Annotated in this window: 14 protein-coding genes and 1 tRNA gene; 10 read left to right on the forward strand and 5 right to left on the reverse strand. The window is 38.4% G+C overall.

Annotation, left to right across the window (positions count from 1 at the left end; translation table 11 throughout):
• Positions 1–58 precede the first annotated feature (58 nt).
• The 5 genes from KTG12_RS20345 to KTG12_RS20365 form a co-directional block, all read right to left on the reverse strand.
• A complete protein-coding gene (locus KTG12_RS20345; protein ID WP_148502068.1) occupies positions 59–313 on the reverse strand; it encodes a hypothetical protein in 255 nt (84 codons plus the stop codon).
• 14 nt (positions 314–327) lie between these two features.
• Positions 328–714: a hypothetical protein gene (locus KTG12_RS20350; RefSeq protein ID WP_055284870.1), complete on the reverse strand. Its 387-nt coding sequence runs from the start codon at positions 712–714 to the stop codon at positions 328–330.
• Between the two features lie 565 nt (positions 715–1,279).
• Positions 1,280–1,867 carry a tyrosine-type recombinase/integrase gene (locus KTG12_RS20355; protein ID WP_005636438.1) on the reverse strand — a complete coding sequence of 196 codons (588 nt, stop codon included), beginning with the start codon at positions 1,865–1,867 and terminating at the stop codon, positions 1,280–1,282.
• A gap of 265 nt (positions 1,868–2,132) precedes the next feature.
• On the reverse strand, positions 2,133–2,585 hold the full coding sequence (locus tag KTG12_RS20360) for a JAB domain-containing protein (protein ID WP_036658544.1): 453 nt from the start codon (positions 2,583–2,585) through the stop codon (positions 2,133–2,135).
• Positions 2,586–3,214: 629 nt separating this feature from the next.
• On the reverse strand, positions 3,215–5,008 hold the full coding sequence (locus tag KTG12_RS20365) for a hypothetical protein (RefSeq protein ID WP_055284872.1): 1,794 nt from the start codon (positions 5,006–5,008) through the stop codon (positions 3,215–3,217).
• Between the two features lie 303 nt (positions 5,009–5,311).
• On the opposite strand from KTG12_RS20365, the gene KTG12_RS20370 reads away from it, so the two are divergent.
• The 10 genes from KTG12_RS20370 to KTG12_RS20415 all read left to right on the forward strand — a co-directional run bounded on the left by KTG12_RS20370 (position 5,312) and on the right by KTG12_RS20415 (position 14,535).
• Positions 5,312–6,112, forward strand: coding sequence for a hypothetical protein (locus tag KTG12_RS20370; protein WP_005636461.1), 801 nt, complete (start codon positions 5,312–5,314; stop codon positions 6,110–6,112).
• Positions 6,113–6,307: 195 nt separating this feature from the next.
• A complete protein-coding gene (locus tag KTG12_RS20375) occupies positions 6,308–7,210 on the forward strand; it encodes a hypothetical protein (RefSeq protein WP_229034158.1) in 903 nt (300 codons plus the stop codon).
• Positions 7,211–7,259: 49 nt separating this feature from the next.
• Positions 7,260–7,934 (forward strand): DUF5131 family protein, encoded by a 675-nt coding sequence (locus KTG12_RS20380; RefSeq protein WP_005636465.1) that lies wholly within the window; start codon positions 7,260–7,262, stop codon positions 7,932–7,934.
• 275 nt (positions 7,935–8,209) lie between these two features.
• On the forward strand, positions 8,210–9,049 hold the full coding sequence (gene panC, locus KTG12_RS20385; RefSeq protein ID WP_022321849.1) for a pantoate--beta-alanine ligase: 840 nt from the start codon (positions 8,210–8,212) through the stop codon (positions 9,047–9,049).
• A gap of 118 nt (positions 9,050–9,167) precedes the next feature.
• Complete coding sequence (gene panD, locus KTG12_RS20390; protein WP_005646588.1) at positions 9,168–9,518, forward strand: aspartate 1-decarboxylase; 351 nt, start codon at positions 9,168–9,170, stop codon at positions 9,516–9,518.
• A 106-nt stretch (positions 9,519–9,624) separates the two neighbouring features.
• Positions 9,625–10,947: an MATE family efflux transporter gene (locus KTG12_RS20395; protein ID WP_022321848.1), complete on the forward strand. Its 1,323-nt coding sequence runs from the start codon at positions 9,625–9,627 to the stop codon at positions 10,945–10,947.
• A gap of 99 nt (positions 10,948–11,046) precedes the next feature.
• Positions 11,047–12,372 carry a signal recognition particle protein gene (gene ffh / locus KTG12_RS20400; protein ID WP_022321847.1) on the forward strand — a complete coding sequence of 442 codons (1,326 nt, stop codon included), beginning with the start codon at positions 11,047–11,049 and terminating at the stop codon, positions 12,370–12,372.
• 23 nt (positions 12,373–12,395) lie between these two features.
• Entirely contained in the window at positions 12,396–13,292 is an 897-nt protein-coding gene (folD, locus tag KTG12_RS20405; protein WP_022321846.1) for a bifunctional methylenetetrahydrofolate dehydrogenase/methenyltetrahydrofolate cyclohydrolase FolD, read from the forward strand.
• Positions 13,289–14,374, forward strand: coding sequence for a CapA family protein (locus tag KTG12_RS20410; protein WP_022321845.1), 1,086 nt, complete (start codon positions 13,289–13,291; stop codon positions 14,372–14,374). The genes folD and KTG12_RS20410 overlap by 4 nt, the downstream gene beginning before the upstream one ends.
• Before the next feature lie 87 nt (positions 14,375–14,461).
• Positions 14,462–14,535 (forward strand) — tRNA-His (locus KTG12_RS20415).
• The last annotated feature ends 182 nt before the right edge of the window (positions 14,536–14,717 follow it).

Here is a 14,717-nt window from a genome sequence, read left to right on the forward strand (position 1 = left end):
ACTAAATTTCAAATATTTCAAAGAACTCTTTTAGATTTTAATGGGACAACAATGATTTCTAATAGTACTTAAATATTTTCATTTCAATATAAAAAGTGATCATTATTGTGTACACTATACTAAAAAAAATGTAGAATCCATCTTCATAACGATCGTCCCAATTCTCTGTAAGTATAAAACTAATAACAGAGAAAGAGATTGCAGTTAAAACAGAAAATCCTACTGCTGGCACAATTGAAAATATAGGGGTGAATATAGCAGCAATAATTTTTTGCGCTTTACTCCATTGTTTAATTTTTGATTCTAAATTCATATCTTGTATTTTAATTATTTGGTTTGTACGAAAATAGAACTCCATTGAGTTTTTGGAATATTTGTCAATATAAATGTTCCTTCGTCCACTGACATTATAACAATTGCAGGGTGAACCCAGAAATAGATTATCCTATTGTTATTCCCTGATACAGTATAATAAGGATATCTTTTGTAGATTTTTTTATTTACAATTTCAAAATATTGATCGGAATCTTCAATAGACAAATATATTGCATTGTTAGACTCGTCAATATCAACGCTACATCCAGATGTTGATATACATTCAGCATCATCCGTTTGGGTTCCAGTTGGAGCAAAATATGTGAATTTGTAATTAGAAGCATTTATATTGCTCACGATCGACAACATGAATATAATTAATAAGACTTTTATGTTCATAGAATTATAATAATAAAGATGATTCAATTTATTGATGTTATATTGTAATTCATTATTGTGTATTCTAACTGGGTGTATATGTACTTCTTTGAACCCCAATAAATAAAATTTTGTTGTTGAGCATATAGGGATACTATTAAGAACAAAATGTAGAAAAATAATATACCTTTAAATAAGAAACTATTCATGAGTAAAAAATTGTTTTCCCTGTCCCCTTTGGAAAGATTAATAAATAAAAAAGGTGTGGGAACTGTATTTGCTTTATCTTATTGACGGGCTTCTCGCATTGCCTGTAGTATAGATAAAGCAACAGCAACCCACACCAGTTTTGTATATAATTTATCCTCACAGATAAGTATATATCAAATGATGCGGGTGCTATTGCTATCATCTTCATACTACTTTCAAATTTTGCGAGAATTTGTCAATAGAAGATAATTTCAATAACACCTTTCGTTAAACGTATGTCCTTCTATAGAGGTTCAACGCCATGAACTTGTAGAATTGCCACAAAGTTACGAAAAGTGTTTTATGTGTCAATGATTTAAGCTGAAATATTAACCATTTAAAAGGAAAGACTGTCATAAGTCTGCAATATTTCTTCCTGTCTCAATCCCAAATACCTTTTTGTGATCGCCACACTGGAATGATTGAACAACTCCATCAACTTGACTAAAGCCAGTTCTGCGTTTTCTGCATTTTGGTTGTACACCTGCCTGCCAAATGTTTTTCGTAGGCTATGACAACTAAAATGTTGAACTTTCAGTTTGTATTTGGCTTTGATCTCTTTTAAGATCACATTGATTCTTTGTACTGAGTATGTTGTCCCCTTCTGGCTTACCAGTATAGGCGAATTAATCCCTATTGGCTGAATGTGATCGTAGCATTCTGCAATATGTCTTTTCAGTTGAGGATTAATCCTGATTGTACGGTTTTTCTTTGTTTTCTTTTCCTGCAAAGTAAACTCATCCACATTCAGAATATCTTTCCAACGTAATGACAATATATCAGAGATACGCAATCCCCAGAAACAACCTATCGCAATTAGCAAGGACATTTTATAATCTCCGTCCCTGCTTAATCTTCTGACCAGATTTGACATTTCATCCCATCTCAGATAATCCGCTGTTGTTGTGCTGTATTTCAAACTCATAATATTCAGTTTTAATTGATTACAAATAAAAGTGATTGTTTTTTGTGTCCTCTATTCTTCTTTAAATGGTAACTTGTTGAAAATCAAAAGAACATTCACTTTCAACAGAAGTGAACATTCTTTTTTGATTCTCATTGTTCCTTTATCGCCTTATACAAGAAGGTAAAAAGAAGGATAAACGGAATGATCGGATAGATTAACAACACTATCAGGTACACAATGGCGGCAATTAAGATATAAAGTATTATTTCCATATCTCACAATCTTAAATCCGTCCGTTTTCAGAATAACTGTAATAAGTCTCATCCGTTATGATAAGATGATCCAAAAGGTTGATACCGATCAATTTGGCAATCTCCTTTACTCTTTTTGTCACTTGATCGTCTTGCATACTTGGTTGTATGTTCCCAGACGGATGATTGTGTGCCAATATGATGGCAGAAGCATTACCCAATATTGCAGCCTGCATAATAATGCGTATATCCGCAGACGTTTCATTCAATCCACCTTCTGAAATATGGCAAACGCCTAATACCTTGTTGGCTCTATTCATTAAAATGACTTTGAAAAACTCTTTGTACTGTATTGTTTCAGAATCAAATACAGACAAAAGGATTTTATAAGCATTTTCAGCGGATAAGATTTTCTCTCTTTCAGAGGCTTTAATCTTTGACTTGTAAGTGAGTTTCACTTCACATACCTTGTACTGACTTTCCATAATGATATAAATTTGATTTTTGTTGATAATTCCTGTGTATCGGCTTGGTTTTAATCCTTCGTAGTGTTGAGGATTACACCATATAAAAGAGAAGAGGGGAAAATACCGCAGTCTGTTGTTGAATCTCTATCCGTTAAAAATCTCTTTCCCTTGTTTCCAAAGTTCGATAGGCATTTATCCGTTTTCGAAAAAGAGATTCAGAGGTAAATCGCTTGCATATTTTTCACTTCTCTATCACCTACTGAGGGGGGACTTTAAGATAAGTGCGGTTAAGCTCACGTTTCATACATGAGAATTTGATCCATAGTGCTTTTTCAGAGTTGAGGTATGCTTTATCTCTGTAGTTTGATTTGAAGAGGATTTATTTTTTCTTGACTCTCAGAATGAGTAACTTTGTTATGATTCAGAAGGAGATTCTTAACCGATTAAATTCGGCTCATATATAAATTGTGTGTAATGGGTGCTTTGAGAAATCAAAGCATCCATTTTGTGTTTATGGAAAGTCAGACCATTTAAGAAGAACACTCCGGATTTGGTCGGCATATCTTTCTTTACATGGTCTAAGCCTAGACACATGAAATAAGACATTCGGGATTTTTTCGAAAATTTTTCTTTTATATACCCAAGTCTCAAAAAATCCCGAAGTCCTTTATTAACACCTTTAAGATATACTTATAAGGCTGTTTATCTTTAGTTTCGTCAACTAAAAAATATTCCTTTATTGTATTCAGCTTCACAGTGTATAAAATATTATGTCTCTTATAGATCATTGCCAGACGATCCCTTATTTCTTCTTTTTCAATCCATACATTAAGATCGAACTCGCTCTGTATGTCTTTTATGACCTCTGGAAGGAAACGATGAATGTTTTTGTCATACTCTTTTACGGCTTTGTCTATTGTACCTTTTTTATATCCGGCTTTTTCCAATCCTTCTTTTCCTATTTTCAGGAATGCGTCAATAGTGTATGTACCTTGATCTTCTTTCCTCAAAATATCCAAGTAAAAGGAAATATCAACTTTATCCTGATTTGAATAAAGTTTGCTTAGTTGTTCAGTCAACAGCCGACGTTTTTCTATATCCGTTTTGGCTTTTCTCAATGTCAACAAATCATCTTCTCCCAAAAGTTCGATTACGGAAGCATCCGTTACATTAAAATGATTGGTGGCATTATAAGCGTTAAAAAGAGATTCCTTTGTCTTATAATATCCCTTTATCCTCTCTTCATTATACAGGTTATCAACAGAGAAATAATTGATATTTCCTTGTTCGTCCAACAAATCCGCATATTTTACGGCTTCCATATCTTGGGATATGGCTTGTTTCCTGTATTTATCTGTTACTTGTTCCAGCCTATCCTTTAAACAGGAATGGGTAGTTTCAAATTCTTCAATCATGCCGTCAATGGCTTCTTTACTCTTTATATCCAAATCAATCTTGACATTTGAGATATGAGTTAGTGAATTGAATCCATTGCGAAAACGACCTTGTATCTGAATTGCTTCCGTAAAAGGATCAATCATTGTGTAAACCGCTTCATTCAAGTCTGTAAGTATTAAAATATCAGGCTTTTGTTTTAACTTTATATCCAAAGCGGAAAAGAAACGGCAAGTAAAGAAATTGTATTTAGCCAAGGGTTCAAGCATTTCATATACATTATCAAACTCTCTTTCTTTCAACTTCTTCACACTCTGATTGGAACAAAATACTTTGTAATCAGTCAGTTTCAAAGTATTGATAATCTTATTTATCCCATTGGTGGAATTAATGAAGATACAAACACAAGGGCTATCCTGTAAATCGTCTAATTTGCTTTTGACTGTCTTGTCATAGCTGTTAGTAACGATAACTTCCAGATTCTTTCTGTAATCATATTCAGGGACAATCTTTAATATCCTGAAATTTTGATTTACAAGTTCTTTATGTCTCATTTCCAACGGTGTTGCAGAAACTAATGCTTTCTGTTGAAATTGGAAGAACTCATATATTGGTTGAGTGATTCGCTTTCTATAATCCACGTCTTGAATGAATTTTTCGCATTCATCCATCAAACAGAAATAATCAGTGTAAATATTCAGGTTCAATTTATTGGCTGCTTTCCTGATTTTTGAAAAACTCTCAGGTGTACAAATCAGTTTCTTTCTTTTATTTGTTGATTGCAAGTATTTTTCAACTTTAGAAGGTGTACACTTCTCCCAAACTGCCAACCAATCTGGATTATCTTTTGTTTTTTCAATGATAACGGGAACATTGGGTTCTATGATAATAGAATTACGGTTTGAGTGCAATTCCGTATGAGTAGCTCCAAGTCCTGTAAGTGTCTTGTCCAGAATTACGTTTGAGGGGATATTTTCATATCCTTGTCTTTTCAAAGCGTCTGTAAGCCATTCTCCATTATGTATTTTTATTTCCTCTGTCTGCATGATAGAAAAAATCTGAGTTAAACGTTACCTTAAGATTGAAAACTGGTAGATCCGGGATTTTTTCGAAAATTTCTCTTTTATATACCCAGTCACCAAAAAATCCCGAAAGTTAAAAATTTAAACTGGAAATACATCTTAACTCTGATTTTCTTTGAACGCATTCCTTTACAAGTAAATAAGGGATATTGGAATATTCTTTTTCAATTGTGAAGGAGAGGTAGAACATTTAAAAGAGAAACAGCAATTAGATTTGGAGATTCTTCTCTTAAATGGTTTAACTTTGTACAAACAGATACAAATAGTATGAAGCCAGCAGAAGAAATAGGTATAGACGAATTAAATGAAAGTGGGATTGTCCATGTGGGATTGGAATTTTGTCCCACAATCGGTTTTGATGAGATGGGAGAGCCTTTTCTATCAGGAACGAGTGCATTCCATTTTATAGACAGGTATAACAATAAGAAAATAGCATTGCAAAATAAGTTTGGCAGCTATTTGGAGAATGAAGATATACAGTCTTGTTTGCATAGCTTAGAACTTGATCCTGTAATGTTTTGGTATCTTCTTCTGTTCGTTTATGATTACTGTGTTGATACTTGCATAGACAATATCAAAACAGAAGAAGGCACAAGTAAGCAAATTCAGAAATTTATACAGACGATAGAAGAAAGAAAAGAACAGCCTGCGGAACTGACTTTAAAGATAGGTAAAAATAAGTTTATCCTAACAGACAGTCCGACGATAGATCTGATTGGCTTTCTATGCAAAGAAGCCTATCCAAAAGTGAAAGATGCTTTTATCTTTGGCGATCGTATCATGTTGGAAGAATCCGTAGAATATAGTGATACAGCAATGGCATATTTGTTTTGCAAGATGCTCAGGTGCTATTTTGATAGTTCAAACCATGTAAAGGAAAAAAGGGCGGAAGGTGCTAATATCTCCAACAAGGAAAAAGAATTGCTTTCTTATCTGCTTTACTTTGCAGGGATAAGTAGAAATAAAAACCTGCTTACTCCAATACTTAACGAATATAATACATTGAAAGGATTGATGAACCCAAAGAAAAAACCAGAATTTAGAGGTATAGGCAATTGGTACGCCTAATTCTCTATTAAGACGTAGTAAGTTGATTTATAGCAGGGTTGTTAAACTCTGCTATTTTTGTGCTACCCTGTAATGTGTTGAATTTCTATTGTTTATGCGTTTTATTGCTTCATCTTTGCACCAGAAACAAATAACTGGTGTGCCAGAAACCAATATAAGTCCGCAGGGCAGCGGTAAATTTTAATGAAAAAAAATATGAAACTTGTAGACGTATTAAATGAAGGTAAAAAAGTTGCAAGATTAGTGGCTAACAGAGATCTTGATCCTAAAAACGTTAAACAGAAAAAAGAATCTTTGAAGAAGTGCGGGGTATTAACACCTGCTGTTATTGTAAATGGGAATAAGGCTGTAGAACAAGATTTAGAGATTGTAGACTTTATCACAGGTGAAGTTATTTCTAAAGAGGATGCTCATAAGTATATTGTACTGGTTGAGGGAAATCATAGGTATCAAGCACATTTGGAATTGTTGAAAGCTAATGGCAAATTAGAAGAAGAACAGAAGTATAAAAAGGAGTTTTTTGTAACGTATCCTTTAGATGATAATATGTCTATTATGGATATGTTGGCAGAGATTAATACTTGTACTAACAAGTGGGACACTAAGGATAGGGTAAAGAGCATAACAGTTAAAGAGAATTGTCCTAAGTTATTATTAGAGATCAATAAGCTAACAAACAAAGGATACTCTTTAAATGCAGCTTCTCTTTGGCTTACTTTTGGCACGAAGGTAAATACTTCTGTCATTAATGTCGCTATGCGAGGAAAATACTTAGATCCGTTGAAAAATGATGCAGGAATAGAAAGAGGGTTGAAGATCTTAAATGCAGCCAAATCTAAATTAGGTGAGGATTTATGTAAAACCAGAACAACATTATCAGGTTGGATTGTAAGTAAATATGAAAAAACGCTAGATGCTGATAAAGCAAATTTTACTGATAATATGATACAGTTTATCAATTCGATTGATTCTGACAATGTCACATACCTTCAAAAGGTTAAAGGGAAAAAAGGAGGAAGCAGTAAAGAAAATTTGATTAATAAAAAATTGAATGAACTTTGGGATAGCTTTAATGTATCAGTGGAATCAGCAGAGTAATTAATTAATGGAAGGTGCGTAACAACACCTTCCGCTTAAAATTTTGAATATGATAAGAGAAGCAAAAGGAAATATGTATGAGTTTGTGAGTCATACTTGGAATCCCATTAAGGGAAAGTGCTATCACGGCTGTAGCTATTGTTATATGGATAAATTGTCTCCCAAACGGGGAGAAGCCAGATTGGATGCTGGAGAATTAGCAAATGCTTGTTTGGGCAGTGGTAATTTTATCTTTGTAGGCAGTAGCATTGATATGTTTGCTCAGGATATACCAGATAGTTGGATTAAAACCGTATTGGATTATTGCGACGAATATAATAGATATTTGTTTCAAAGTAAGAATCCAGCTAGGATATTGGAGTATTTGGATCACCCTGTGTTTAAAAGATCTGTAGTCTGTACAACCATTGAGACCAATAGAAGCTATCCTGAAATTATGCGTAATTCTCCCTTGATAGAAGATCGAGTAAAGGCAATGGCTGATATTTCTGCCAGAGGAATTAAAACGTATGTAACGACAGAACCGTTAATGGAGTTTGATTTGAATGAAATGATAGAGTGTATAAAGATGTGTAACCCTGAGCAAGTTAATATAGGAAAGAATACAAATGGAAAGGTTTGTATTCCAGAACCAACACCAGAAGAAGTGCAAGCGTTGGCTGAAGAGTTAAAGAAATTTACAAAGGTAGAAGTAAAGAAGAATGCCAAAATTTGGTTTAAGTAAGTGTAGGTAATTACAAAATGAGTAACCCCCAGTTATCCTAGTGGTAGCTGGGGGTTGTTGTATGAAGGAAATAAGAAACTCTGTTTTTTAGATATTTAGATTTGGATATTAAAAAAGTCACTATATTTGCAATATCAGAAGAAGCTAAAAAAGAACAGCATGAACGAACTGTTTTTGTAATAGGTTGATATTCATATATAGATATAAATATACAAAATTTCTTTCATTTACCGCAATTATTTATTTGCTTTGCACCGTCAATAAGCATCTAAAGGATGAAAATAGTAAACAGCATTAAAGAATTGAAGAGTTATCTCGCTGAAGAAAAGCGTAATAACAAACAAATTGGCTTTGTCCCCACTATGGGAGCATTGCATGACGGACACTTGAGCCTGGTTGAACGTTGTGTGAAAGAAAATGACGTGTGTGTAGTTAGTGTTTTTGTCAATCCGACTCAGTTTAACGACAAGCACGACCTTGAAACGTATCCTCGTACGTTGGATAAAGACTGTACTCTGTTGGAACCGGCCGGTTGTGACTATGTATTCGCTCCGTCGGCAGAAGAAATGTATCCGGAGCCTGATACCCGCACATTCGATTTCGGCACTGTTTCGGCCGTAATGGAAGGGGCGCGCCGTCCCGGACATTTCAATGGGGTCGCTCAGATCGTGAGCAAACTTTTTTATGTAGTCGAACCGGATAACGCTTATTTCGGTGAAAAAGATTTCCAGCAGATCGCTGTGATCCGTGCTATGGTGAAGCAATTGGATATACCGGTGAAAATCAACGACTGTCCGATTTTGCGCGAGGCAGACGGTTTGGCTTTGAGTAGCCGTAATGTGCGCTTGACACCTGAACAACGTCAAAAAGCTCCATTAATAGCTCGTACGTTAAAAGAAAGTGCTAACTTTGCACCCGAAAAGAGCGTGCAGGAGGTGATCGACTATGTAATCAACACGATAAATGCCGACCCTGTTATGTGTGTGGAATACTATGAGATTGTAGATGGCAATACGATGGAGTCCATCAAGAACTGGTCCGATACGACTTATCCGGTAGGATGTATTACGGTCTATTGCGGAGAGGTTCGTCTGATAGATAATATTAAGTACTAAATATGGATTTGTGATTTATGAATTATGATTTGTTTCCCGTAAGTGAAACCAAAGTTTCAAGTTGGAGAAACAAGTAGAACTCAATAATTCATAAATCATCAATCATAAATCAGATCGTATGTTTATAGAAGTAGTTAAATCAAAGATTCACCGGGTGACGGTAACGGAAGCCAATCTGAATTACATCGGGAGTATCACTGTCGACGAGGATTTGTTGGATGCAGCTAACCTGATTGCCAACGAAAAGGTCGCTATTGTGAATAATAATAACGGTGAACGTTTTGAAACGTATATCATTAAAGGTGAACGAGGTTCGGGAGTCGTTTGTCTGAACGGAGCTGCTGCCCGTAAGGCACAGCCTGGCGATATCATCATTATTATGTCGTATGCCTTGATGGATTTTGAGGAGGCGAAAACATTTAAGCCGTCGGTTGTGTTCCCTGATACGGCAACCAATAAACTGATATGAAGCATCGGTAGCTGAAAAGTAAATGCAATAGCATATAAAGAAGAAGCTCGCCTGATGTGGCGGGCTTTTTTTATGAGTATGAATTTCCTTCGTAAATAGATAGTATATGTACACAAACAAGCAAATTTGGAATGTTAGTTATCCAATCTTTTTGAGTCTTCTGGCACAGAATGTCATTAATGTGACGGACACTGCGTTTTTGGGCCGGGTCGGTGAAGTTGAGTTGGGAGCTTCGGCAATGGGCGGCTTGTATTATATATGTGCCTTTACGATCGCTTTTGGTTTTAGCACCGGATCGCAGATCATCATGGCCCGCCGTAACGGGGAGCGAAATTATAAGGAAGTCGGACCGGTGATGATACAGGGTGTCTTTTTCCTGTTTATGCTGGCTGCCGTCATGTTCACTTTATCACGCCTGTTTGCTGGAGATATTATGCGGATACTGATATCTTCCGATACGATTCTGAACGCAACGGAAGAGTTCCTGGACTGGCGTGTGTTCGGGTTCTTTTTCTCTTTTGTGAATGTGATGTTTCGTGCATTATTTATCGGTATTACCCGGACGAAAGTGTTGACATTGAATGCGATTGTGATGGCGTTGACGAATGTGCTGCTGGACTATCTGCTGATATTCGGTAACTGCGGTTTCCCGGAATTGGGAGTGAAAGGGGCAGCTATCGCTTCGGTGATGGCGGAGGCGGTGTCTATCGTGTTTTATATGGTCTATACCCGGATGACGGTGGATATTAAGAAGTATGCACTGAATCAGTTCCGATCGTTCGATGTTAAATTGCTGAGGCGTGTGTTGGACATCTCTATATTTACGATGTTGCAATATTTTATTTCGCTCAGTACTTATTTCATGTTGTTTGTGGCTGTGGAACATTTAGGGCAGCGGGAACTGGCGGTTGCGAATATTGTCCGGAGTGTTTACATCGTTTTATTGATCCCTGTCAATTCTTTATCGACGGCAACGAATACGTTTGTGAGTAACAGCATCGGGGCGGGGCATAAGGACCAGGTTATCCCGATCATTCGTCATATAACCTGGATATCGTTAGGAATCATGGCTGTTTTTGTGTCTGTCACTTGTCTGATTCCTTCTACGATATTATCGGTTTATACCAATGACGTGACTTTGATACAAGCTTCGATCCCTTCCCTTTATGTGATTTCAGGCGCTTTGCTGATCGGAGCGGTTGCCAATATCGTGTTCAACGGAGTGACGGGTACGGGAAATACTCGTTCGGCTTTTGTGATGGAGCTGGCTACCCTGGTTTTCTATACATTGTTTATATATGTGGTCGGGATGCGCTTGCATATGCCGGTTGCTATCTGTTTCATGACCGAGGTGGTGTATTATACCGGTTTATTGGTCGCAAGTGTCATTTATTTAAAGAAAGCATCTTGGCAAAATAAGAAAATCTGACTCGGAATTTGTGATCTTTTCTTTATTCGTCAGTTTTTCTTACCTTTGCCTCTCATTCGAAGAATAGAAAATAGAATAAAATAAATATACATACGAATTATGTTTGAGAATTTAAGCGAAAGGTTAGACAGATCGTTTAAACTGTTGAAAGGTGAAGGTAAGATCACGGAAATCAATGTGGCTGAAACATTGAAAGATGTGCGTAAAGCATTACTTGACGCCGACGTAAACTATAAAGTAGCCAAAGGTTTTACCGATACGGTAAAGGCGAAAGCATTAGGACAGAATGTGCTTACATCCGTTAAGCCCAGTCAGTTAATGGTTAAGATTGTGCATGATGAGTTGGCAGACCTGATGGGAGGAACGGCTACCGATCTGGATCTGAAGGGTAGTCCGGCAATCATTCTGATGTCCGGTTTGCAAGGTTCCGGTAAAACGACTTTTTCAGGTAAGTTGGCAAATTTGCTGAAGACTAAGAAAAATAAAAAGCCGCTGTTGGCAGCTTGTGACGTGTATCGTCCGGCCGCTATCGAGCAGTTGCGTGTGGTCGGCGAACAGGTTGGAGTACCTGTTTATATGGAACTGGAAAACAAGAATCCGGTGGAGATTGCGATGAACGCGATTCGCGAAGCACGTGCGAAAGGCAACGATGTCGTGATTGTCGATACCGCTGGTCGTTTGGCTATTGACGAGCAGATGATGAAAGAGATCGCTGCGATCAAGAGTGCTATTCAGCCGGATGAAACCTTGTTCGTGGTCGATTCCATGACTGGGCAGGATGCTGTCAACACGGCGAAAGAATTCAACGAGCGTCTCGATTTTGACGGTGTTGTCCTGACGAAGCTCGACGGTGATACTCGCGGTGGTGCCGCTCTTTCTATCCGAACGGTGGTCGACAAACCGATCAAGTTCGTTGGAACGGGCGAAAAGATGGATGCTTTGGATATCTTCCACCCTGAACGTATGGCAGACCGTATCCTTGGTATGGGTGATATCGTTTCTTTGGTGGAACGTGCGCAGGAGCAGTATGATGAAGAAGAGGCCAAACGCTTGCAGAAGAAAATTGCCAAGAATCAGTTCGACTTCAACGACTTTATTTCTCAGATCCAGCAGATCAAGAAGATGGGTAATCTGAAAGAGCTGGCCTCTATGATTCCGGGCGTAGGCAAGGCTCTGAAGGATGTGGATATTGACGACAATGCTTTCAAGAGCATCGAAGCGATCATCTACTCCATGACTCCCGAAGAACGTACGAATCCGGCAATCCTGAACGGTTCACGTCGCCAGCGTATTGCCAAAGGTAGTGGTACGACGATCCAGGAAGTGAACAAGCTGATCAAGCAATTCGATGAAACGCGCAAGATGATGCGTATGCTGACGGCTGCCAAACCGGGAAGCAAGAAATTTCCTTCATTCAGAAGATAAAACCTGAAAAGATAATAGAGAATATGGAAGAACAACAGTATAAGCTATTGGACGGAAAAGCCGTTTCGGCTCAGATGAAGCAGGAGATGGCGGAAGAAGTGGCCCGTATCAAGGCTACCGGTGGTAAAATCCCTCATTTGGCTGCCATATTGGTCGGTCATGATGGAGGAAGTGAAACATATGTCGCAAGTAAGGTCAAGACATGTAATGAGATCGGTTTTAAATCGTCTCTGATCCGTTATGAAGCCGATGTTACCGAAGAAGAACTTCTTCGTAAAGTGGACGAACTGAACAACGATCCGGACGTGGATGGTTTTATCGTACAGCTCCCGCTTCCGAAACATATCTCAGAACAGAAGATTATCGAAGCGATCGACTACCGTAAGGATGTAGATGGTTTCCATCCGATCAATGTGGGTCGTATGTCTATCGGTCTCCCCTGTTTCGTGTCGGCAACTCCGGCTGGCATCTTGGAGCTGTTGAGGCGTTACGAGATTCCTACTCGCGGTAAACATTGCGTGGTGCTGGGTCGTAGTAATATCGTGGGCAAACCGATGGCTACTTTGATGATGCAGAAAGCCTATCCGGGCGATTGTACGGTTACTGTTTGCCACAGTCGTTCCGAGAACCTGAAGGAAATGTGCTTGAGTGCCGACATTATTATTGTGGCATTGGGTGTCCCCGAATTCCTGAAAGGCGATATGGTAAAAGAAGGGGCTGTAATCGTGGATGTGGGTACGACACGTGTGCCGGATGCAACTCGCAAAAGCGGCTTTAAGTTGACTGGCGATGTTAAGTTTGACGAGGTCGCTCCTAAGTGTTCTTATATCACGCCGGTTCCGGGTGGTGTAGGTCCGATGACGATTATTTCTTTGATGCGCAATACGCTTTTAGCCGGAAAGAAAGAGATTTATAAATGAAAATCCTCCTCTCCGGGTTTTGTCTTTTGAGCTTTCTGTCTTTATCTGCTCAGGACTCGCTGACAATTTTGTTTGCCGGTGATGCCATGATGCACCAGAAACAACTTGACAATACCCGGAGGGGAGATTTTTTTGATTTGGGTAGCTATTTTGCCAATATCGAGAGAGAGGTGAAATCTGCCGATATTGCTGTTGTGAACTTCGAAGTCCCGTTAGGAGGGGAGCCATATAGTGGTTATCCGGCTTTCAGCGCTCCGGAAGACTTCGCTTTGGCTTTGCAAAAAGCAGGTTTCGACTTCTTCTTGTTAGCCAATAATCATTGTTTAGATAGGCGGACTCGCGGATTTGTCCGTACTATCCAGGCACTGGATTCTCTCGGAATCCGTCATACCGGAACCTTTCTTGACTGTGATCACCGTCACCGCACATATCCGATGTTGCTCCGTAAGAAGGATTTTCGTATCATCATGCTCAACTATACCTATGGTACCAACGGTTTGAAAGTCGATATACCCCGAATCATCAATTATATCGATAAGGAGATAATGAAGGGTGATATTGCCGAAGCCAAGCTCTTTAATCCGGATTTTATTATAGCTAATATGCATTGGGGATTGGAATACGAACGGATACCTTCCCGTGAACAACGTGAACTGGCCGATTGGCTGTTGCGGCAGGGTGTCGATCTGGTCATAGGCAGTCACCCTCATGTTGTTCAGCCAATGGAGCTTCGCAGGGGAAAGGAGGGAGTTACCGACCGTCTGGTTGTTTATTCATTGGGTAATTTTATATCGAACATGAGCCGGGAACATACCGATGGGGGTGTCATGGTGAAAGTCGTTTTAGGTCGGAAGGGGTTGCGCCGATATATTGTTTCCGCACAATATTCGTTGATTTATTCTTCCCGTTATAAGAATGAACAAGGAAAAGAAGATATTCGGGTGGTTCCGGCGGCCTCTTGGTTGGGAAAGAATCAAAATTCCTCTTTTTCAGTCGATTCAGCATTGATTAAGTATGTAAATAATACGCGTTTGTTTTTAAAAGGTAACAATAAGGAGGTCGAAGAGTATATTTTTGAATAAAAAAATGCTCGAATTATTTGCAGTTTAAAATAAAACCTCTATCTTTGCATCGTCTTAAAGAGATAAACACTTGATAAGATAAACATGGTGAGAATAGCTCAGTTGGTTAGAGCATCGGATTGTGGTTCCGAGGGTCGTGGGTTCGAGTCCCATTTTTCACCCGTAAGGCTGTCTGTGAAGGCAGCCTTTTTTTGTTTGTTTTCCCTTGTGGTTCCGGTGTGATCCCGGATTATGATCCGGGATCCTTTCTTTTGTGATTTCGTTTTTTTTGTGTGGGTTTAAAACAGCAAAGAAGGTGTCTGAAAAGGCAGCCTTCTTTTTTTGTTATGCAGCCCGTTTATTA

The sequence above is a fragment of the Parabacteroides sp. MSK.9.14 genome (genome assembly GCF_019041495.1).
Lineage (GTDB): Bacteria > Bacteroidota > Bacteroidia > Bacteroidales > Tannerellaceae > Parabacteroides > Parabacteroides merdae.